This is a genomic window from Streptomyces sp. M2CJ-2 (genome assembly GCF_016757295.1).
Taxonomy (GTDB): domain Bacteria; phylum Actinomycetota; class Actinomycetes; order Streptomycetales; family Streptomycetaceae; genus Streptomyces.
Genome location: NZ_JAESIF010000043.1, coordinates 1 through 19,649, shown reverse-complemented (window position 1 = coordinate 19,649; position 19,649 = coordinate 1). Strand labels below are relative to the sequence as shown.

The 19,649-nt window shown below is 71.9% G+C and carries 15 protein-coding genes; 14 read left to right on the top strand and 1 reads right to left on the bottom strand.

Annotated features, from left to right (window positions below; all coding sequences use genetic code 11):
* The first annotated feature begins 2 nt into the window (after positions 1-2).
* From JL475_RS26525 to JL475_RS26465, 13 genes are all read left to right on the top strand, one after another.
* Positions 3-950, top strand: a complete 948-nt coding sequence (locus JL475_RS26525) for a beta-ketoacyl synthase N-terminal-like domain-containing protein (RefSeq protein WP_202280493.1) — start codon at positions 3-5, stop codon at positions 948-950.
* A gap of 65 nt (positions 951-1,015) precedes the next feature.
* Entirely contained in the window at positions 1,016-1,795 is a 780-nt protein-coding gene (locus tag JL475_RS26520) for an alpha/beta fold hydrolase (RefSeq protein WP_237408342.1), read from the top strand.
* Positions 1,792-2,763 (top strand): hypothetical protein, encoded by a 972-nt coding sequence (locus JL475_RS26515; RefSeq protein WP_202280458.1) that lies wholly within the window; start codon positions 1,792-1,794, stop codon positions 2,761-2,763. Before JL475_RS26520 ends, JL475_RS26515 begins: the two co-directional genes overlap by 4 nt.
* 112 nt (positions 2,764-2,875) lie before the next feature.
* On the top strand, positions 2,876-3,979 hold the full coding sequence (locus tag JL475_RS26510; protein ID WP_202280457.1) for a beta-ketoacyl synthase N-terminal-like domain-containing protein: 1,104 nt from the start codon (positions 2,876-2,878) through the stop codon (positions 3,977-3,979).
* Between the two features lie 54 nt (positions 3,980-4,033).
* Entirely contained in the window at positions 4,034-4,273 is a 240-nt protein-coding gene (locus JL475_RS26505) for an acyl carrier protein (RefSeq protein WP_202280456.1), read from the top strand.
* Positions 4,273-4,698 (top strand): 3-hydroxyacyl-ACP dehydratase FabZ family protein, encoded by a 426-nt coding sequence (locus JL475_RS26500; protein ID WP_202280455.1) that lies wholly within the window; start codon positions 4,273-4,275, stop codon positions 4,696-4,698. Before JL475_RS26505 ends, JL475_RS26500 begins: the two co-directional genes overlap by 1 nt.
* Positions 4,695-5,174 (top strand): 3-hydroxyacyl-ACP dehydratase FabZ family protein, encoded by a 480-nt coding sequence (locus JL475_RS26495; RefSeq protein WP_202280454.1) that lies wholly within the window; start codon positions 4,695-4,697, stop codon positions 5,172-5,174. Before JL475_RS26500 ends, JL475_RS26495 begins: the two co-directional genes overlap by 4 nt.
* A gap of 10 nt (positions 5,175-5,184) precedes the next feature.
* Positions 5,185-5,931 (top strand): 3-oxoacyl-[acyl-carrier-protein] reductase, encoded by a 747-nt coding sequence (fabG, locus tag JL475_RS26490; RefSeq protein ID WP_202280453.1) that lies wholly within the window; start codon positions 5,185-5,187, stop codon positions 5,929-5,931.
* Positions 5,932-6,010: 79 nt separating this feature from the next.
* Positions 6,011-6,646 (top strand): 2-hydroxychromene-2-carboxylate isomerase, encoded by a 636-nt coding sequence (locus JL475_RS26485; RefSeq protein WP_202280452.1) that lies wholly within the window; start codon positions 6,011-6,013, stop codon positions 6,644-6,646.
* 31 nt (positions 6,647-6,677) lie between these two features.
* Positions 6,678-6,899 (top strand): MbtH family protein, encoded by a 222-nt coding sequence (locus tag JL475_RS26480; protein ID WP_202280451.1) that lies wholly within the window; start codon positions 6,678-6,680, stop codon positions 6,897-6,899.
* Between the two features lie 157 nt (positions 6,900-7,056).
* Positions 7,057-7,755: a thioesterase II family protein gene (locus JL475_RS26475; RefSeq protein WP_202280450.1), complete on the top strand. Its 699-nt coding sequence runs from the start codon at positions 7,057-7,059 to the stop codon at positions 7,753-7,755.
* A 14-nt stretch (positions 7,756-7,769) separates the two neighbouring features.
* The gene (locus JL475_RS26470) at positions 7,770-8,594 is read left to right on the top strand and encodes an SDR family oxidoreductase (protein WP_202280449.1); all 825 of its coding nucleotides are present in this window, start codon (positions 7,770-7,772) and stop codon (positions 8,592-8,594) included.
* Between the two features lie 82 nt (positions 8,595-8,676).
* Positions 8,677-11,586 (top strand): amino acid adenylation domain-containing protein, encoded by a 2,910-nt coding sequence (locus tag JL475_RS26465; RefSeq protein WP_202280448.1) that lies wholly within the window; start codon positions 8,677-8,679, stop codon positions 11,584-11,586.
* 160 nt (positions 11,587-11,746) lie between these two features.
* Here the strand turns inward: JL475_RS26465 and JL475_RS26460 are convergent, their stop codons facing one another.
* Entirely contained in the window at positions 11,747-12,283 is a 537-nt protein-coding gene (locus JL475_RS26460; RefSeq protein ID WP_202280447.1) for a hypothetical protein, read from the bottom strand.
* 136 nt (positions 12,284-12,419) lie between these two features.
* On the opposite strand from JL475_RS26460, the gene JL475_RS26455 reads away from it, so the two are divergent.
* Positions 12,420-19,649, top strand: a 7,230-nt coding sequence (locus JL475_RS26455; protein WP_202280446.1) for a non-ribosomal peptide synthetase, incomplete at its 3' end; no start/stop codon positions are given.

Sequence of the window (19,649 nt, the reverse complement as noted above, 5' to 3'; positions counted from 1 at the left end):
GCGTGAACGTCTTCGTGAGCGGCGCCGGGGTGGTGCTGCCGGGAGCCGGTTCGGTGCAGGCCCTGGTCGGGGGCCCGGAGGCCGACGCCCCGCCGGTGTCGCCGGCGGATCTGGTCGGCCGCAAGGGGCTGCGGTACAAGAACCGGGCAACTCAGCTCGGCTACTGCCTGGCGGCGGCCGCCCTGCGCGACGCGGGACTGCTGGACGACGACGGACTGACGGTGCCCGGTGAGAGCGTCGGCGTGGTCGTCAGCTCCAACTTCAGCAACCTGGACACGGTGGCCCGGGCGCTGGACACGATCCGCGAGGAAACCGCCGCGGCGGCCAGCCCGATGGACCTGCCCAACGCGTCCAGCAACGTGATCGCCTCCTCGATCGCGATCAGGTTCGGGCTGAACGGCCCCAACCTGCTGGTCTGCAACGGCGCCACCTCCGGCCTGGACGCGGTGCACTGGGCACTGACGATGATCAGGGCCTCCCGGGTGGACCGGGTGCTCGTCGTCGGCGTCGAGCCCGACAACGACGTGGTGCGACGCCTCCTGGACGGCGGACACGCCGTCGACGGCGGTGCGGCGGTCGTCCTGGAGAACGGGTTTGCCGCGCGGGAGCGCGGCGCGACGGCGCGGGCCGTGATGGGCCGGTACGTCAGGACCGCCCGGACGGCCGACGTCCTCGACCGGCTCGGGGGCCCGGGTCGGCCGGAGCCCGCCCGGTGGCAGCTTCCGGACAGTGCCGGCCCGGCACCGGCCGAGGAACTGCTGCCCGGTGTGGAGCGCGTTTCCCTCCCGCCGCACTGCGGCAACGCCTCGGGAGCGCTCGGTGTCCTCCAGTGCGCCGCGGCCGTCGGCTGGTTCGACGGTGGGGGGACCGGCCCTGTCTACGCGACGGCGGGCAGCGGGGATGACGACGCGAGCGCCGGACTCGTACTGCTGGCGCCCGGGGCAGCGTGATGTACCAGGACGACGACCAGCGGCCCGTGTCGATCAGGCGGCGCACCCGAGGCAGCGGACCCCGGATGTTGCTGCTCCACGGCCTGGCGGAGAACGACAGCGTCTGGGACCGGTGCGTCGAGGGCCTGGAGGAGTACGAGGTGTGGTCCGCCCGTCTCCCCTGGCGCAGCGAGCGCACCAACGAATGGGCCCGGGAGCGGGACCTCGCCGTCCCGCTGGCCGAGGCGCTGGAAGCGGTGCCCGGCGGGCCTCAGGTCGTCGTGGCGCATTCCATGTCGTCCAACCTCCTGCTGGACCTGTTCGACCGGGAGAGCCGCGCCGGCCGCGACCCCTTCGCCCGGTTCGGCGTCCGCGCCGTCGTCCTGGTCTCCCCGTTCTACCGGCGTACCGCCGAGGAGTTCGTCTGGGAGAACCTCAGTTCCTCCCTCGACGGATTCCTCCTGATCATGGAGGAGGGCATCCGGGTCCACTCCGCCGGCCGGCTGCCCTCCGAGATCCAGCTCGCCATGGCCCAGCGGGTACGGGACCGCGTGGGGCCGCACGGCTGGCTGCGGTTCTTCGAGTCGTACCTGCGCACCCCCGAACTGGAGCCGGTCCGGATGACCGTTCCGTGCCTGGTCCTGGGGGGAGAGAACGACATCGCGGCCGTGCCCGCGGAGAGCGAGACACTCGCCGCCGACCTGCCGGACGCCCGGGTGCGCATCCTGCCCGGCTGCGGGCACTTCCCGATGATCGAGGAGGCCGAGCGCTTCGCCTCCGAGATCCGGGCATTCGTCAACTCCCACACCACCGAGGCGCCGCAGTGCGGGCCTGCCGCTCACACAGTCCTGGAGCATCGCCGATGACCACTGTCACCGAGACCGCCGTCGAGGCGCTCCTCACCGACACGACCACCACCCGGGTGCGCCCCCGCTACGAGGGCTCCAACATCAGCACCTGGATCGGCTTCAAACACATCAACTACATGGTCGAGGAAGTCGTCCTCGAGCACTTCCGCCAGGCGGGGCTGTCGGCCCGAGGCCTGTACGAGGAGCACGGGCTCGGACTGGACATCGTCGGCCTGGACACCCGCATCCTGCAGTCCTTCCACATGGACGACCTGGTCGACGCCGAGGTCGTGCCGAACACCAAGGAGGGCGACCACACCTTCGGTTTCAAGGTCACCCTCTCCGTCGAGCGTGACGGAGAGGTTCAGAAGGCCTCCACCTCCAAGGTGCGTGTCTCCCTGCGCGTCGACACCTACCTCGAGGAGGCCGGGGAGATCCCGGCCGCGCTGTCCCGCTTCGCCGTGGACCGGCTCGGCACGGACTCGGAGCGGGAGCCGGCCGCGGACGCCGGACCGCGGGACGAGGTCCTGGAGCGGCTGCTCGAGGGGAAGAACGCCTACGGGTGGAAGTGGACCATTCCCTACCCGTACTGCCACTTCACCGAGCGCCTGCAGATGTCCGGCTACCTGCGGCTGATGGAGGAGGCCAAGGACCGCTTCGTCGCCGACCGCGGCATCTCCATCAAGACGCTGCTGGACGAGCGGCGGTGGATCCCCGCGGTGCCGCGCTCCGACATCCGCATCCTCGACGAGGCGCTGATGGAGGAGGACCTCTACACCGTCTACGAGGTGGAGGAGATCTTCAAGGACTTCACCTACACCTCCCGGGTCGACTGGTATGTCGTCCGCGACGGTCGGCTGCTCAAGACCGCCACCGGCCGGATCGTCCACGGCTACGCGGTGATCGCCAACCGGCGCGACTGGAGCCTGGAGCACTTCGACCAGCGCGTGATGGACGCCCTCAACAACAAGGCGCAGCAAGGGTGACCGACTTCCCAGGAGCGAGCGGCGGCAGGGCCGCGGGCCACGGACCCGCGGGCCTGCCGCCGCGAGCACCGAAGGCCCTGTCACCTGTGAACCGAAGGGAATCGTGGCGGTCATGAGCACCACCGCAACGGGCGCCGGGCGCCCGGTCATCACCGCATGGTCCGCCGTGTCGCCGTTGGGCATCGGCCGGACCGCTTTCACCGAGGGAGTACGGGAGGGGCGGTCCACCGCTGTGCCGCTCGGCCCCGAGGCCGGGAACGTGCCCGAGGACACCGCGTGCCTCGTCCCCTCCTTCGACATCCGTGCGCTCCTCGGACGCAAGGGCACGCGCTCCATGGACCGCGTGACCGGCCTCGTCGTCACCGCGGTCGGAGCGCTGCTGGACGACACCGAGCGCAACCGCGCCGTCGGCACCGGGGAGGCCGCGGCGCTCGCGCTGGGCACCACCACCGGCAGCGTCCAGAGCATGGTGGACTTCACCCGGGACTCGCTCACCGGTGAGAGGCCCTACTTCGTGGACCCCGCCCGCTTCCCCAACGCGGTGATGAACTGCGCTGCGGGCCAGAGCGCCATCCGGTACCAGCTCAAGGGACCGAACACCACTCTCGCGGGCGGCCGCACCTCGGGACTGCACGCCCTCAACTACGCGCGTCGCCTGCTGGCCGCGGGGCGGGCGCAGACCGTGCTGTGCGGGGCCGCCGAGGAATACTCCGCCTCCCGGGCCTGGCTCGAGCACCACTCGGGCGACGGCACTCCCACCCCGCCGCTCGGGGAGGGCTGCGCGATGCTGCTCGTCGAGCCGGCGCGGGCCGACGACGGCGACCAGCCGGTGCTCGCCGAACTCCTCGCGGTGGAGCTGGGCGTATGCCTGGGCGGCGACGTCCAGGAGGCGCTTGCCCGCTGCCTCGGCAGAGCGCTGGAGCGGGCCGGCGCCGGACCCGAGGACGTGGCGGTCCTCGCCCGGTCCGGCGCACCCGGCCCGGAGGGCGACGGCGAGGTCGCGGCGGTGCGGGAGGTGCTGGCGGAAGCGGAGTACGCCGACGTCACTCCTGCCGGACTGCTCGGTGACACCGGCGCCGCCGGCGCCGCGTTCCAGGTCGCCGCGCTGCTGACGTACGCACAGGACCGGCCGGACCAGGCGGCCGGCAAGGTCGGCGTGATCACGGCCGTCGACCGCGCCGGCACGCTCGGCTGCGCCCTGCTCCGCCTGCGCTGACCGCCGCACCGCACCAGAGAACGAGAACTCACCGGAAAGTTAAGGGGAACACCCGTGCTGGACAAGGAAGAACTGCGCGCCACGGTGGCTCAGGTCCTCGACGTCGAGGTGTCGGAGGTGACCGACGACGCCAACTTCGTGGAGGACATCGAGGTCGACTCGCTGATGGCGCTGGAGGTCGTGGTCGTCCTGGAGAAGAAGTACGGGGTGAGGCTCTCGGAGACCGAGCTCCGTCGCATCACCTGCCTGCAGAACGCCTACGACCTGCTGCTGGGAAAGCTGCAGGCCGCCTGATGGACGCCGCCGCGACTCCCTCCGGTCGCCGGGCGGCCGGGCCGGTCGCCGGGGACATCGAGGTCCTGCCGGCCGACGGGGAGCTGCGCACCTCCACCCGCTTCACCGTTTCGCGGGAGGAGACGGTGCTGCCGGGTCACTACCCGGGCTTCCCGATCTTTCCCGGGGTGTGCCTGGTGGAGTGCGTGCACCTGAGCGCGCTGGCGACGGCGCCCGCCGGGGCAGCCGCTCCGCAGCTCGTGACGGTGGAGTCCACCCGCTTCACCACCCCGGTCTACCCGGAAGACGAACTCCTCGTGACCATCGACTGGAAGCGACGCGACGAGACGACGTGGCAGTGCCGGGCGAAGGTCGCCTCCCAGCGGGGCGACGCCGCGTCGGTGCGGCTGCGCTACCGCTGCCGACCGGACGTAGGTGCCGCATGACCGGCCAGGTGGAGATACGCGGCCGGCTGCCGCACCGCTACCCGATGCTCCTGGTGGACCGGGTGACGGACCTGACACCGGGCGTGCAGGTCACCGCGCTCAAGGCGGTGACCTGCAACGAACCCTGGTACGCCGAGCTGTCCCCGGACACCCCGGAGGAGGGCTACGGCTACCCGCAGACCCTGCTGGTGGAGTCCTGGTGCCAGGCCGCCGGCGTCCTCGCGACCTGGGACGACCCCAACCCCGACGTGCTGCGGGGCAGGGTCATGCTCTTCGGCGGCATGTCCGACGTGGAGTTCCACCGGGCCGTGTACCCGGGGGACGTGCTGGAGCACCGGGTCAGGATCGGCCGCAGGGTCGACGACACCGTGATCTTCGAGGGCGAGAGCGTCGTCGGCGGCGAGCCGGTGATGACCGTCGGCCGGGCCGTCGTGACCTTCCGCCCCGCCGACGTCCTGCGCCCCACGACCGACTGACGGAGAACCGATGGAAGACAAAACCCCCCGGGTGGCACTGGTCACCGGCGGATCGCGCGGCATCGGCCGGGCGACCGTCCTGGCGCTCGCCCATGACGGATACGACGTGGCCTTCTGCTACCGGTCCGACGACGAGGCGGCCCGAGTACTGGCGAAGGAGGCGGCGGAGACGGGAGCGCGCGTCCTCGCCCGCCGTACGGACGTGACCGACGCCGAGTCCGTGCGGTCCCTGGTCGCCGAGGTCGAGAACGAGCTCGGACCCGTCGACGCGGCGGTCACGGCGGCGGGCATCACCCGCGACAACCCACTGGTACTGATGGACGACGACCAGTGGCACCAGGTCCTCGACACCAACCTGGACGGCGTCTACCACCTGTGCCGGGCAGTGGTCTTCGGGATGATGAAGCGCCGTCACGGGGCGATCGTCAACGTCTCGTCGGTCGCGGGCGTGTACGGCCACGCCAGCCAGACCAACTACGCGGCCTCCAAGGCGGGCATCATCGCCTTCTCCCGGTCCCTGGCCAAGGAGGTGGGCCGTTCGGGCATCCGGGTCAACACGGTGGCCCCGGGCTTCATCGCCACCGACATGACCGCGGTGCTGAACGACAAGGCCCGCAAGGAGGCGTTGTCGGCGATCCCGCTGCGGCGCATGGGCGAGGCCGAGGAGGTCGCCGACCTGATCGCCTACCTCGTCTCCGACCGGGCCTCGTACATCACCGGTTCCGTGCTCCAGATCGACGGCGGCATCACCATCTGAGCGGCGCCCGCCCCGAACGTCCGCACACCCACCCTGCCCGGAATCCGGGTGACACCCCGAAACGACCTTGGAGGCGGTGATGGCCCGACGGAGGCCGCGCTGGTACTTCTCCTTCCGCAGCCCGTACTCGTGGATGGCCTACCGCGACCTGATGGCGGACCACCGCGACGTGGCGGAGCAGATCGACTGGCTGCCCTGCTGGGAGCCGGACGATCCGACCGAGAAGACCCTGGAGCAGTCCGGCGTACGACTTCCCTACGTCCCCATGTCCCGGGAGAAGCACCTCTACATCCTCCAGGACGTGCGCCGGCTCTCCCGGGACCGCGGCCTCACCGTGGTGTGGCCGGTCGACCGGGAGCCGCGCTGGGAGGTCTCCCACCTCGCCTACCTGGTGGCCGAAGAGCTCGGCCACGGGCGGGAGTTCATTGACCTGGTCTACCGGGCCCGGTGGGAGGAGGGCCGGGACATCTCCGACCCCGCGACGATCGCCGGGATCGCGGAGAGCCTGGGACTCGACCCCGCCCGGCTGGCCGGCGCCTGCGACGACCCCGAGGTGCGGGAGCGCGGCACGGAGGCGCTGAACGCGGTGCACCGCGACGGAGTCTTCGGCGTCCCCCTTTTCATCGACGGCTACGAGAAGTTCTGGGGCATGGAACGCCTGGAGGGGTTCGTTGCCTCGGTCCGGTCCCGCGCCGAACGCACCAGCCGGACCTGAGCACCTACTAGAGAGTGAAGGGAATCGACCAATGGCGACCAATCCTTTCGAGGACGACGACGCGACCTACTACGTGCTGGTCAACGAGGAGAACCAGCACTCCCTGTGGCCGGCGTTCGCCGAGGTGCCCGCCGGCTGGACCGTGACGCACGGTCCGGACAGCCGGCAGGCGTGCCTGGAGCACATCGAGAAGAACTGGACGGACATGCGCCCCAAGAGCCTGGCCATGGCCATGGACGCGGGCGCGAACTGACCAGGAATCTCCGGAAATTCCCCCGGGCAACGGCCGTTGGCAGCAATATGCAACGCCTGTTGCCCGGGAACTCCGGCCGGTGCGACGGTTGACCCGCCGGACCGGGTTCTTCTGAACACCGTTGTCCCCGTGACTTTCCGAGAAAGCGATGCGGTTCATGGACTACTCGTTGGTGTGCGTTCCTTTCGCCGGGGGCGGCGCTGGTTTCTACCGTGCCTGGAAACAGCTTCCGAGTGCTGCGCCGAGGATCGTCCCGATCCAGCTCCCCGGCCGTGAGGAGCGATTCGTCGACGAGCCCTTCCGCGACGCCGTCGAGGCGGCTGCGGCGCTCGCCCCGCTGGTGGTCGAGGCGACCCGCGGAGGCGGCCCGGTCGCCCTGTTCGGGCACAGCCTGGGCGCCGTCCTCGCCTACGAGCTGGCCCGCCGCCTGGAACAGGACGAGGCCTGTGACCTGCGGCACCTGTTCGTCAGCGGCTCGCCGGGCCCCTGGACCGGCCGCACCGACCGGGCAACCGGTCTCGACGACGAGGAGTTCCTCGCCCGGGTCCAGGAGTTCGCCGGCTACCAGCACGAGGCGCTGGCCGACCCCGACATGCGTGAACTGCTGCTGCCCATGCTGCGGGCGGACGTGGAGATGCACGAGAACTACAAGCCCGTCTCCGACGAGCCGCTCCGGATCCCGGTCACCTCGCTGCGCGGCGCCGACGACACCCTGGTGTCCGCGGAGCAGGCCGGCGAGTGGCGGTCCGCCACCGGCGGCCCCTTCCGCTACGTGGAGATGCCCGGCGGGCACATGTATCTGGTCGACTCCCCGCTGCCGCTGCTCGAAGCGGTCGTCCGGGCCGTTCAGGAGTGAGGAGGCACAGCGGCATGCTCCTGAAGGGCAAGACCGTCATCGTGACGGGAGCCGCCCGTGGGCTCGGGCGCGCGTGCGCCGTACGGTTCGCCCGGGAGGGCGCGGACCTGGTGCTCGTCGACGTGGCGGGGAACCTCGACGGCGTCCCGTACCCGCTCGGGTCGGACAGCCAGCTGGCGCACACCGCCGACCTGTGCCGTGAGCACGGGAGCTCGGTGGTCGCCACCGCCGCCGACGTCCGCGATCCCGGGGACGTCGAGCGGGCCGTGGGGCAGGCGCTCGACCGGTTCGGCACCGTGGATGTCCTGGTCAACGCGGCGGGCATCGCCGCGCCGTCGGGCAAGGCCGTCCACGAGATCACCGAGGACGAGTGGGGCCTGATGATCGACATCGACCTCTCCGGCGCCTGGCGCATGATGAAGGCCGTCGTCCCGTCGATGATCGAGCAGCACGCGGGCAGCATCGTCAACGTCTCCTCCACCGCGGGCCTGGTCGGCTACCGGCACTTCGCCGGCTACGTCGCGGCCAAGCACGGACTGATCGGCCTGACCAAGGCGGCGGCGCTGGACTACGCGCCGTACCGGGTGCGGGTGAACGCCCTGTGCCCCGGGTCCGTGCGCGACGACCCCGTCCACGAGGGCCGCATGCTGGCGGAGATCGCACGCTCCCTGGACGTCGCGGTCGACGAGCACGAGGAGATCTTCGTCCAGGCCCAGCCGATGAACGCGCTCATCGAGCCGCACGACATCGCGGGCGCGGCCCTCTGGTTGGCCGGTGACGACTCCCGCCAGGTGACCGGCACGACGCTCGCCGTCGACGGCGGCTTCAGCGCCCGCTGAACGCACCGCGGCCACCCCGTCCCCGATCCCGTCTGTCCCCGATCCCGATCCAAGCCTTTCCCCACCTTGCAGGAGACCGCCCATGGTGCCAGCCGCCCGCTACCGAGTGGCCGCTCCGATCACCACGGATCGGCGGCCGGGAAGTCAGGCCAAGGCCTGCCACAGTCTGGTGGTCCGGGTACGGGGCCCGGTCGACCCGGCCGCGTTGCATCGCCGCTTCCACGAGGCGGCGGCACGGTGGCCCGGGCAGACCGTGCCGCAACTGTGGGAGGAGACGCTTCCGACAGGCTCCACCGACCCGGCCGCGCTGGCCCGCGTCCGGCGGGAGGCCGGACGGCCGGTGTCCCCGGCAGCAGGCTTCCCGCTGCGGGCGGTGCTGCTGCGCTACGCCGACGGAGAAGCGGACCTGGTGCTGGTGGCTCTGCGCCCGGTGGTGGACGGACGGGCCCTGCACGGCCTGGCCGGCCTGCTGCTGGACGGATCGGCGGATCTGCCGGAGCCGGGCGTCGGAGAGATACCGCGCCACCAGGAAGCCGCCCGACGGGGAGCCGGCGGCACCCGGCCCGAACTGGAGTGGGGGCTCGGCGACCCGGCCCGCGCGGGGCGGACGGGCGAGGTGACGCTCGAACTGCCGGACGGGCTGCGGCCCGCGGACACGGTGCTCGTCGGCGCGGTGGGCCTGGTGCTCGCGCGCTACGAGTCGGCGGAGGCCACCGCGGTCGGCGTGTTCGACGCCGACGGGGCGGGCGGGGACATCTCGGTGCTCCGCGCCTCGGCCGACGGGACACAGCGCGTCGGTGATTACCTGGCGCAGTGGCACGGCCCGTACGGCGGCGAGCCCGTGGAGCGGCAGCCGCTGCCCGGGGTGGGCGTGGTGCTGGGCCGGTCCCGGCCCGGCTTCTGCCACCGGCCGTTCCTGGCGCCGGTCCTGCCGGTCACGCTTCACTGGGAGCGGGACCGGGACGACGCCGTCGCGGGGACCCTGCTGTACGACGAGGGCGCGGTGGCGCCGGAGGTGGCCCGCTCTCTCGCGTGCCACGTCGCCCACGTCGCTGTGCAGCTTGCCTCCGGCCCGGACCGCGGCCTCGACAGCGTCGAGCTGATGACCGAGGCCGAGACGCTCCAGACGCTGCGGGCGGGGGCCGTCCCCGCCACCGGCAGCGCCGTGGCCGCCGGGCGGACCATTCACGGACTGTTCGAGGACGTGGCGCACAGCCGGCCCGACGCCGTCGCCCTCACCGCGGGCGACACCGAACTGACCTATGCGGAGCTCAACGCGCGGGCCGGCCTGCTGGCGGCGGGACTGCGGGCGCTCGGCGTCGGACGGGGCGACCTGGTCGGCGTGGCACTGGAGCGCGACGCCGAGCTGGTCGTGACGCTGCTAGCCGTGCTCAAGGCCGGCTGCGCCTACGTGCCGATGGATGTCCGCTACCCCGAGGAGCGACTGCGGTACACGATGGAGAGCGCGGGCGCCGCGTTGGTCGTCGGCGCGGCCGACGCCTTCCCGGCTGTCGACGGCGTCCGGGTCGTGGGCCCGGACGAGCTGCGGGCGCTCGGCGAGGCCCGGTCCGACGAGGACGGGCCGGCGCAGGACACCGGGGACGGGGCGTCCGCCGCGTACGTCATCTACACCTCCGGCTCCACCGGCCGCCCCAAGGGCGTCGTGGTCCCGCACCGCAACGTCGCGGCGCTGGTCGAGGCCACACGGGAGGACTTCGGACTGGGCGCGGACGACGTGTGGACGCTTTTCCATTCCTGCGCGTTCGACTTCTCGGTCTGGGAGATCTGGGGCTGCCTGCTCACCGGCGGACGCCTGGTCGTGGTGCCGTACTGGGTGACGCGGGACACCGAGCTGTTCCACGAACTGCTGGTCCGGCAGCGGGTCACCGTGCTCAACCAGACCCCCTCGGCCTTCGCGCAGCTCGTCGAGACGGACCGCCGGTCGGCCGACGAGGTCGCCCTGCGGCTGGTCGTCTTCGGCGGGGAGCCGCTGGACGTACGGGTGCTCGCCCCCTGGTTCGCCCGGCACTCGCCCACGCGCTGCCGCCTGGTGAACATGTTCGGCATCACCGAGACCACCGTGCACGTCACCGCGCACACGGTGACACCCGCCGATGTCGTGGCCGGCAGCCGGTCGGTCGGCCGTGCGCTGCCCGGTTGGTCTCTGTCTGTGCGCGACCCGCACGGGCGGGTGCTGCCGCCGGGCGCCGCCGGAGAGATCTGCGTGGGCGGTGCCGGTGTCGCCGACCGCTACCTGGGACAGCCGGAACTCACCGCCGAACGTTTCGTCACCGACCCGTTCGGAGGCGGCCGGATCTACCGCAGCGGGGACCGCGGCCGACTGCGTCCGGACGGTCGGCTGGACCACCTCGGCCGGCTGGACAGCCAGGTGAAGGTGCGCGGGCACCGCATCGAACTGGACGAGATCCGCAACGTGCTGCTCGGCCACCCCGAGGTCGTGGGCGCCGCGGCCGTCCTCAACCACGAGGTCCCCGGGGACGCGGCCACCGCCCGCATCGACGCCTACGTGGTGCTGCGGAACGCCGTTGCCACGGTGGAGGTGCTGGCCCACGCCCGCGGAGTCCTGCCCGCCTACATGCTCCCCGCCTCGGTCACCGCGGTGCCGGCCATCCCGCTGACCATCAACGGGAAGCTGGACGCGGCTGCCCTGCCCGCGCCCGCCGTCGCGGTCCCCCGGCAGCAGGAGGCCACCACCGCGGCCCCGGTGGCCGACGGCACGGTGGACGGTGCGGCAGACGGCGGACAACACGACCCGGTCGCCGACGAGATCCTGAAGCTGTGGAGCCACGCTCTGAACACGGAGGTAGGCCTCGACGACAACTTCTTCGAACTCGGCGGGAATTCGCTCCTGGTCATTCGGCTGCTCCGCGAGATGCGGGACCGGGGCCTTCCCCGGATCGCCACCCAGGACTTCTACCGGAATTCGACTGCGTCCCGTTTCATCGAAATCGTACGGGAACAGAAGGGCTGACGGGGAATCCGGACCGCGCCGCTTCGGGGACTGCCCGGGGCGGCGCGGAACCGCCCGGAGGGTAATCCCCGGACAAGAAAAAACCGGAGACGGAAGGGCCCCGGGTGCCGAAATATCGGCACCCGGGGCCCTCGGCGTCCCGGAGTGGCGGGACCTCGGATCAGGCCGCGGCCCGGACACGCCGCTGGACGGCATGCAGAAGCGAAAGGCGGGTCATCCCGCTCGGTATCCGGATGATGCGCCAGTACCGGCCGAACTGACGCTTTCTTTCTTCGTCCGTCAGGAAGACGCGGGTCTCGGTGAACAACCGTCCGTCGAGATATCGGAAATTGAACACGATCTTGGTGTGACCGGGCTCGTCGAACTCGCGGAAGATCTCTGACAAGGGACGATCCGACTCGATCGGGCCCGCGTCGGTTCCGATCCCCCCGTAGACCAACTCGCTCTCGCCGATCTCCAGGGTGTTTTTCCCATCCTTTGCGAAATCGTCGACGATTCGACTGTCGCTGGATATCTGGTTCTTGGTGAAGAGGAGGAGGAATCGGGCCGCCGGGGCTTCCTTCCAGGTTGCTTCTTTCGTGACTCGAAGAACTTCTTCGCGCGATGCTTTCACGGGCACTGAATGGACTTCCCGAAAATGCCATACCGGCATGTAATGGTCCAGACGGGTGGCCGCGGATTTTTCTTCCTCGTTCATGGTCCGACGCTAGCACGGGGCCTGTACGGGTGAGGTGGCAACTTACTGCAACTTCGGTTGTGGGGGCAGATCGACCGCTGTTAGACACGCCTAGGACGCCATGCAGGGCTCCGCTTCCGTCTTTTAATGAGGGTGAATGGTTGTGTCTGACCGCCGGGGCGCCCATCTACCGCTGACCGCCGCCCAGACCGGTGTCTGGTTCGCGCAGCAGTTGAACCCGCAGAACACGGTCTTCAATATCGGCCAGTTCTTCGAGGTCGACGGCCCGGTCGACCAGAGGCTGTTCGAGACCGCGCTGCGCCGAGTCGTGGCGGAGGCCGAGACCCTGCGGGTGAGGTTCGCGGAACTCGACGGGACCCCGGTGCAGTACGTGGTGCCGGCCGAGGAACTCGACTGGCAGCCGCACACCGTGGACGTCAGTGAGGAGCCCGACCCCTGGGCCGCCGCCCGTGACTGGATGGACCGGGACCTGGCCCGCCCGCTGGACCCGGCGCACGACCTGCTGTTCCTCTTCGCACTGTTCAAAGTCGCCGAGGACCGCTACATCTGGCTGCACCGCTACCACCACCTGCTGGTCGACGGATTCACCATCGCGCTGATCGCCGAGCGGGTCGCGGCCGTCTACTCGGCCCTCGCCGCGGACTCCCCGGTGCCCGACAGCCCCTTCGCGCCCCTGGAGACCCTCCTGGCGGAAAAGGAGTCCTACCGAGGCTCCGAGAGGTTCGCCGAGGACCGGGCCCACTGGCTGGAGCACCTCGACGACTGCCCGGAACCGGTGAGCCTGAGCGGCCGTCGGCCGGCCCTGGCCCGCTCCCTCCTCCGCCGGACCGCGTACCTGAGCCCGCAGGAGACCGACCGGCTGCGCGATCTGGCGAGCGGGGCGACCGTGCCCTGGCCCCCGGCGCTGATCGCCGCGGTCGCCGTCCACCTGCAGCGACTCACCGGCGTGCCCGAAGTCGTCCTCGGACTGCCGGTCTCCACCCGCCTGGGCCGCACTGCCCGCAGTGTGCCCGGCATGGTCGCCAACGTGCTGCCGCTGCGGATCGCCGTCGACCCCGAGGTCACCGTCGCCGGACTGCTGCAACAGGTCTCCGCCGAGATGCGCGCCGCGATGCGGCACCAGCGCTACCAGTTCGAGGACCTGCGCCACGACCTGGGCATGCTTGCCGACGAGCGGCGACTGGTCGGCCCGCATGTGAACATCATCATGTTCGACCGGGCCCCCACCTTCGGCGGGCACAGCGCCCGGCCGCACAGCCTGTCGATCGGCCCGACCGACGACATCTCCGTGGTCGTGTACGACCGGGGCGCCGGATCCGGACTCCAGATCGACTTCGACGCCAACCCCGAGCTGTACGAGGACACCGAACTGGCCTCCTACCAGCAGGGGTTCATGGACTTCCTGCACCGGCTCGCCGAGGCCGGCCCGAACCTGCCGGTGTCCGGCATCAGGATCGAGGGCGCCGGGCAGGCGGCCCCGGGTACCGCGGAGCGGCCCGACCGCCCCGCCGCGCAGCGGACCGAGCCCGAGCCGCCGCCCGCCCCCGCACCCGACCGGGCCCCCCGCACCCCGCAGGAGAAGGCCCTGTGCGGCCTGTTCGCCGAGGTGCTGGGGGTGGAGAAGGTCGGCATCGACGACAACTTCTTCAAGCTGGGCGGAAGTTCGCTCCAGGTCACCCGTCTGGTCAGCCGGGTCCGTTCCGAACTCGGCGTCGAACTGGTCCTGCGCACCGTCTTTGAGAACTCCACCGTCGCAGCCCTCGCCGAACGGCTCGGCCTCGCGGGTGACGCCCGCCAGGCCCTGACCGCCCGGGAACGGCCGGCACAGCTCCCGCTGTCACCCGCCCAGAACCGGCTGTGGTTCCTCAACCGGATGGGCAACACCGACGTCGCCTACACCGACGGACTGCTCGTCGAACTCTCCGGCGAACTCGACGCCGAAGCGCTGCGCACGGCCTTCATCGACGTCACCGCACGCCACGAGAGCCTGCGTACGGTCTTCCCCGAGACCGACGACGGACCCTGCCAGATGGTCCTCGCCCCCGAGGACGTCCGGCTCGAACTCGAGGTCACCGACGTCACGGCCGACGAGGTGGAGGCGGCCGTCGCGGACGCGGCCCGCCGGGGCTTCGACATCGCCACCCGCATCCCGCTGCGCGCCCACCTGTTCAGGCTGGCGCCCACTGAGCACGTCCTGCTGGTCGTCATCCACCACATCGCGGGTGACGGCTGGTCCGTGGCGCCCTTCACCCGCGACCTGTCGGCGGCCTATGCGGCCCGCTGCGCGGGCACCGCCCCGCAGTGGGCGCCGCTGCCGGTGCAGTACGCGGACTACACGCTGTGGCAGCGCGAGATCCTCGGCGACGAGGAGGACGCGGACAGCGTCCTCGCCCAGCAGATCGACCACTGGAGGACCGCGCTCGTCGGCCTGCCCGAGGAACTGACCCTGCCCGCCGACCGGCCCCGCCCGGTGGTGGCGAGCCACCGCGGCGGCCGGGTGCCCTTCCGGCTCTCCCCGCAGACCCACCAGCGGCTCGCCGGGATCGCGAACGAGACCGGCGCCAGCCTGTTCATGGTGGTGCAGGCCGGACTGGCGGCGCTGCTGCACCGGCTCGGCGCGGGTGAGGACATCCCGGTCGGCACCGTGATCGCGGGGCGTACGGACGAGGCGCTGGACGAGCTGGTCGGGTTCTTCGTCAACACCCTGGTGCTGCGCACCGACGTCTCCGGTGACCCGACCTTCCGTGAGCTGGTGGAGCGGGTGCGGGAGGCGGACCTGGCGGCCTACGCCAACCAGGACGTGCCGTTCGAGCGGCTGGTCGAGGTCCTCAACCCGGCCCGCTCCCTGGCCCGCCACCCCCTCTTCCAGGTCACCCTCGCTCTCGAGGACAACGCCCGGCCCGAACTCGGACTCCCCGGCCTGACGGCCGTGCCAAGGCCCCTGGAGAACGACACCGCCAAATTCGACCTCTCCTTCCGGCTGGGCGAGCGGTTCGGCGTGGACGGCACCGCCGCCGGCATCGAGGGCGGCATCGAGTTCGCCCACGACCTCTTCGACGAGGGCACCGTCCACACGCTGGGAGAACGGCTGGTCCGGTTCTTCGACGCGGTCACCGCCGCCCCCGACACCCGCGTCGGAACGGCGGACGTACTGTCCTCCCAGGAGCGGTACCGGATCCTCGAGCAGTGGAACGACACCGCCCGCGAGGTACCGGTCGGCACGCTGCCGGGGCTGTTCGAGGCTCAGGCGGCACGTACTCCCGACGCGGCCGCGGTGGTCTTCGAGGAGACTGTGCTCACCTACGCGGAGCTGGACGCGCGGGCCGACCGGCTGGCCGAGGTGCTGCGTGAGCGGGGAGCGGGCCGCGGTCGGTTCGTGGCCGTGGCACTGCCGCGCTCGGTGGATCTGATCGTCTCGATGCTCGCCGTGATGAAGACCGGGGCGGCGTACCTGCCGGTGGACCCGGACTATCCGGCCGACCGGATCGCCTACATCCTCGACGACGCCCGGCCCGCCCTGGTGGTCACCGTCGGCGAGGCGGCCGAAGCGCTGCCCGCCCCGGTCCAGGACGGTCCCGTCCTGCTGCTGGACCACCTCGCGGACACCGCCGACCGGGTGACGGACGGCCAGGCGGACCCCGCCGGTGCCTCTCCGGCCGACGCCGCCTACGTGATCTACACCTCGGGGTCGACCGGGCGTCCCAAGGGCGTGGTGGTCACCCACGCGGGTATTTCCAGCATGGTGGCCGCATACGCCGAGCGGTTCGCGGTGGACGCGTCGAGCCGGGTGCTGCAGTTCGCCTCGCCGAGTTTCGACGCCTCGGTGTGGGAGATCTCCCCGGCACTGCTGTCCGGGGCGACGCTGGTGCTGGCTCCGGCCGAGCGGCTGGCGGCGGGCGAGCCGTTGGCCGAGTTGCTGGCCGAACAGCGGGTGACCCATGCGACGCTGCCGCCGGTGGTGCTGGCGGCCATGGGTGACGCGGTCCTGCCGGAGGGGATGGCGCTCACGACCGCGGGCGAGGCCTGTTCGGCCGAGCTGGTGGAGCGCTGGTCGGCGGGCCGCCGGATGGTCAACGCCTACGGGCCGACCGAGTCCACCGTGTGCGCGACGATGAGCGCGCCCCTGGCCCCTGGCGGCGGGGTGCCGCCGATCGGCCGGCCGGTCATCAACACCCGGGTGTATGTGCTGGATGGTGGGTTGCGTCCGGTGGCGCCGGGGGTGGCCGGTGAGCTGTATGTCGCGGGGGCGGGTCTGGCGCGCGGCTATCTGGGGCGTGCGGGGCTGACCGCGGAGCGGTTCGTGGCGTGCCCGTTCGGCGCGCCGGGGGAGCGGATGTACCGCACCGGCGACCTGGTCCGCTGGACCGCCGACGGTGAGCTGGAGTACCTGGGCCGGGTCGACGATCAGGTCAAGCTGCGCGGTTTCCGCATCGAGCTGGGCGAGATCGAGTCGGTGCTGCGCTCCCACGAGCGGGTGGCGCAGGCCGTGGCCGTCGTCCGCGAGGACCGGCCCGGCGACCGGCAGCTGGTCGCCTATGTCGTCCCCGACGGCGACGGGGTGCCCAAGACGGCGGAGCTGCGCGGCCATGCGGCCGTCACCCTGCCCGACTACATGGTGCCGTCGGCGTTCGTGGTGCTGGACGCGCTGCCCGTCACGGCGAACGGCAAGCTGGACCGCAGGGCCCTGCCGGCCCCGGACTTCTCGGCGCTGGCCACGGGCCGGGAGCCGCGCACGGCGCTGGAGAAGGAGCTGTGCGGGCTGTTCGCCGAGGTGCTGGGCCTGGAGAAGGTCGGCATCGACGACAGCTTCTTCGACCTGGGCGGGCACTCGCTGCTCGCCACCCGCCTGGCCGGCCGGGTCCGCTCCGTACTCGGTGCCGAACTGCCGGTGCGGGCGCTGTTCGAGGCGCCGACGCCGGCCGCGCTGGCCGCCGAGATCGACACGACGGGAGACGCCCGGCCGGCGCTGCGTCCCATGGAGCGGCCGGAGGAGATCCCACTGTCGTCCGCCCAGCGGCGGCAGTGGTTCCTCGGTCACCTCGAGGGCCCCAGCGGCACCTACAACCTGGGGTTGTCGCTGCGGCTGACCGGCGGGCTGGACGTGGAGGCGCTGGCCGCGGCACTGGCCGATGTGGTGGCCCGGCACGAGTCGCTGCGTACCGTCTTCCCCGAGAGCGACGGCCGGCCCCGGCAGCTGGTGCTGGACGCCGAGGCCGCCCGGCCCGAACTGCGCGTCACCGAGACCACCGCCGGGGAGCTGGACGCGGTGCTGGCGGAGGCCGCCGCCACCGGCTTCGACGTGTCCGTCGAGACGCCGCTGCGGGCCCGGCTGTTCGCCCTGGGCCCGGACGAGCACGTGCTGCTGGTGGTGGTGCACCACATCGCGGGTGACGGCTGGTCGATGGCCCCGCTGGCCCGGGATCTGTCGGCCGCGTATGCGGCCCGCTGTGCGGGTCAGGCGCCGGTGTGGGCGCCGCTGCCGGTGCAGTACGCGGACTACACCCTGTGGCAGCGCGAGGTCCTCGGCGACGAGGAGGACGCGGACAGCGAGCTGGCCCGCCAGGTGGGCTACTGGCGGGACACGCTGGCCGGCCTGCCCGAGGAGCTGGCGCTGCCCGCCGACCGGCCCCGCCCGGCGGAGGCGAGCCACCGCGGCGACAGCGTCCCGTTCCGGATCGGCGCCGGCCTGCACCGTTCGCTGGCCGCCCTGGCCCGCGAGACCGGCACCAGCCTGTTCATGGTGATGCAGGCCGGACTGGCGGCGCTGCTGCACCGGCTCGGCGCGGGCGAGGACATCCCGATCGGTTCGCCGATCGCGGGGCGGACCGACGAGGCGCTGGACGAGCTGGTCGGGTTCTTCGTCAACACCCTGGTGCTGCGCACCGACGTCTCCGGTGACCCGACCTTCCGCGAGCTGGTGGAGCGGGTGCGGGAGGCGGACCTGGCGGCCTACGCCCACCAGGACGTGCCGTTCGAGCGGCTGGTCGAGGTCCTCAACCCGGCCCGCTCCCTGGCCCGCCACCCCCTGTTCCAGATATCGCTGTCGATGCAGAACATCCCCGAGAGCGAGCTGGACCTGCCCGGCGTGCAGGTGCGCACCCAGCCGGTGCGGCTGGACACCGCCAAGTTCGACCTCACCGTGCTCCTGGCGGAGCAGTTCGGCGCGGACGGCAGCCCGGCCGGCATCGCCGGCACCCTCGAGTACGCCATTGACCTGTTCGACCGGGAGACGGTGGAGGAGCTGGCGGCCCGGCTGGCGCGTGTCCTGGAGGCGGCCACCGCCGACCCGGCGGCGCGCGTCGGCGCACTGGAGGTGCTCTTTGACGAGGAGCGGCACCGGGTGCTGGAGGAGTGGAACGACACCGCGCGGACGATCCCGCCGGCGACCTTCCCGCAGCTGTTCGAACGGCAGGCGGCCCGCACCCCCGGGGCCCCGGCGGTGGTCTTCGGCGACGAGGTGCTGACCTACGCCGAGCTGAACGCGCGGGCCAACCGGCTGGCCCGCCGGCTCGTCGAACAGGGGGCCGGCCCGGAGCGGGTGGTGGCGCTGGTGCTGCCGCGATCGGTGGAGATCGTGGTGGCGCAGCTCGCGGTCGTCAAGGCCGGTGCCGCCTACCTGCCGGTGGACCCCGACTATCCCGCCGAGCGCATCGACTACATGCTCACCGATGCCGCCCCCACGCTGGTGATCCGGGAAGACACGGTCTTCACCGACCTCACGCGCCACCTCGACCACGACCTCGCGGATGAGGAGCGCGGCGGCCCGCTGCGGCTGTCCCACCCGGCCTACGTGATCTACACCTCCGGGTCGACCGGGCGTCCCAAGGGCGTGGTCGTCACCCACGAGGGGCTGGCGAGCTTCGCGGCCGCCGAGGTCGAGCGGTTCGCGGTGGACGCGTCGAGCCGGGTGCTGCAGTTCGCCTCGCCGAGCTTCGACGCCTCGGTGCTGGAGCTGTGCATGACCTTCGCGGCCGGAGCCGCTCTGGTGGTTCCCCCGCCCGGTCCGCTGGCCGGCGAGGTGCTCGCCGATGTGCTGGCCGGGAACCGGATCAGCCACGCGCTGATCCCACCGGCGGCGCTGGCGAGCGTGCCGGCCGGGGACTTCCCCGACTTCCGGTCGCTCGTCGTGGGTGGTGACGCCACCTCCGCCGAGCTGGTGGAGCGCTGGTCGGCGGGCCGCCGGATGGTCAACGCCTACGGGCCGACCGAGTCCACCGTCGCGGCGACGATGAGCGCGCCCCTGACCCCTGGCGGCGGGGCGCCGCCGATCGGCCGGCCGGTCATCAACACCCGGGTGTATGTGCTGGATGGTGGGTTGCGTCCGGTGGCGCCGGGGGTGGCCGGTGAGTTGTATATCGCGGGGGCG

Excerpts from the sequence above, each read along its gene's own strand:
- JL475_RS26520 (WP_237408342.1), top strand. The coding sequence starts at position 1,016 with ATGTTGCTGCTCCACGGCCTGGCGGAGAACGACAGCGTCTGGGACCGG.
- JL475_RS26515 (WP_202280458.1), top strand. The coding sequence starts at position 1,792 with ATGACCACTGTCACCGAGACCGCCGTCGAGGCGCTCCTCACCGACACG.
- JL475_RS26510 (WP_202280457.1), top strand. The coding sequence starts at position 2,876 with ATGAGCACCACCGCAACGGGCGCCGGGCGCCCGGTCATCACCGCATGG.
- JL475_RS26500 (WP_202280455.1), top strand. The coding sequence starts at position 4,273 with ATGGACGCCGCCGCGACTCCCTCCGGTCGCCGGGCGGCCGGGCCGGTC.
- JL475_RS26495 (WP_202280454.1), top strand. The coding sequence starts at position 4,695 with ATGACCGGCCAGGTGGAGATACGCGGCCGGCTGCCGCACCGCTACCCG.
- fabG (WP_202280453.1), top strand. The coding sequence starts at position 5,185 with ATGGAAGACAAAACCCCCCGGGTGGCACTGGTCACCGGCGGATCGCGC.
- JL475_RS26485 (WP_202280452.1), top strand. The coding sequence starts at position 6,011 with ATGGCCCGACGGAGGCCGCGCTGGTACTTCTCCTTCCGCAGCCCGTAC.
- JL475_RS26480 (WP_202280451.1), top strand. The coding sequence starts at position 6,678 with ATGGCGACCAATCCTTTCGAGGACGACGACGCGACCTACTACGTGCTG.
- JL475_RS26475 (WP_202280450.1), top strand. The coding sequence starts at position 7,057 with ATGGACTACTCGTTGGTGTGCGTTCCTTTCGCCGGGGGCGGCGCTGGT.
- JL475_RS26470 (WP_202280449.1), top strand. The coding sequence starts at position 7,770 with ATGCTCCTGAAGGGCAAGACCGTCATCGTGACGGGAGCCGCCCGTGGG.
- JL475_RS26465 (WP_202280448.1), top strand. The coding sequence starts at position 8,677 with ATGGTGCCAGCCGCCCGCTACCGAGTGGCCGCTCCGATCACCACGGAT.
- JL475_RS26460 (WP_202280447.1), bottom strand. The coding sequence starts at position 12,283 with ATGAACGAGGAAGAAAAATCCGCGGCCACCCGTCTGGACCATTACATG.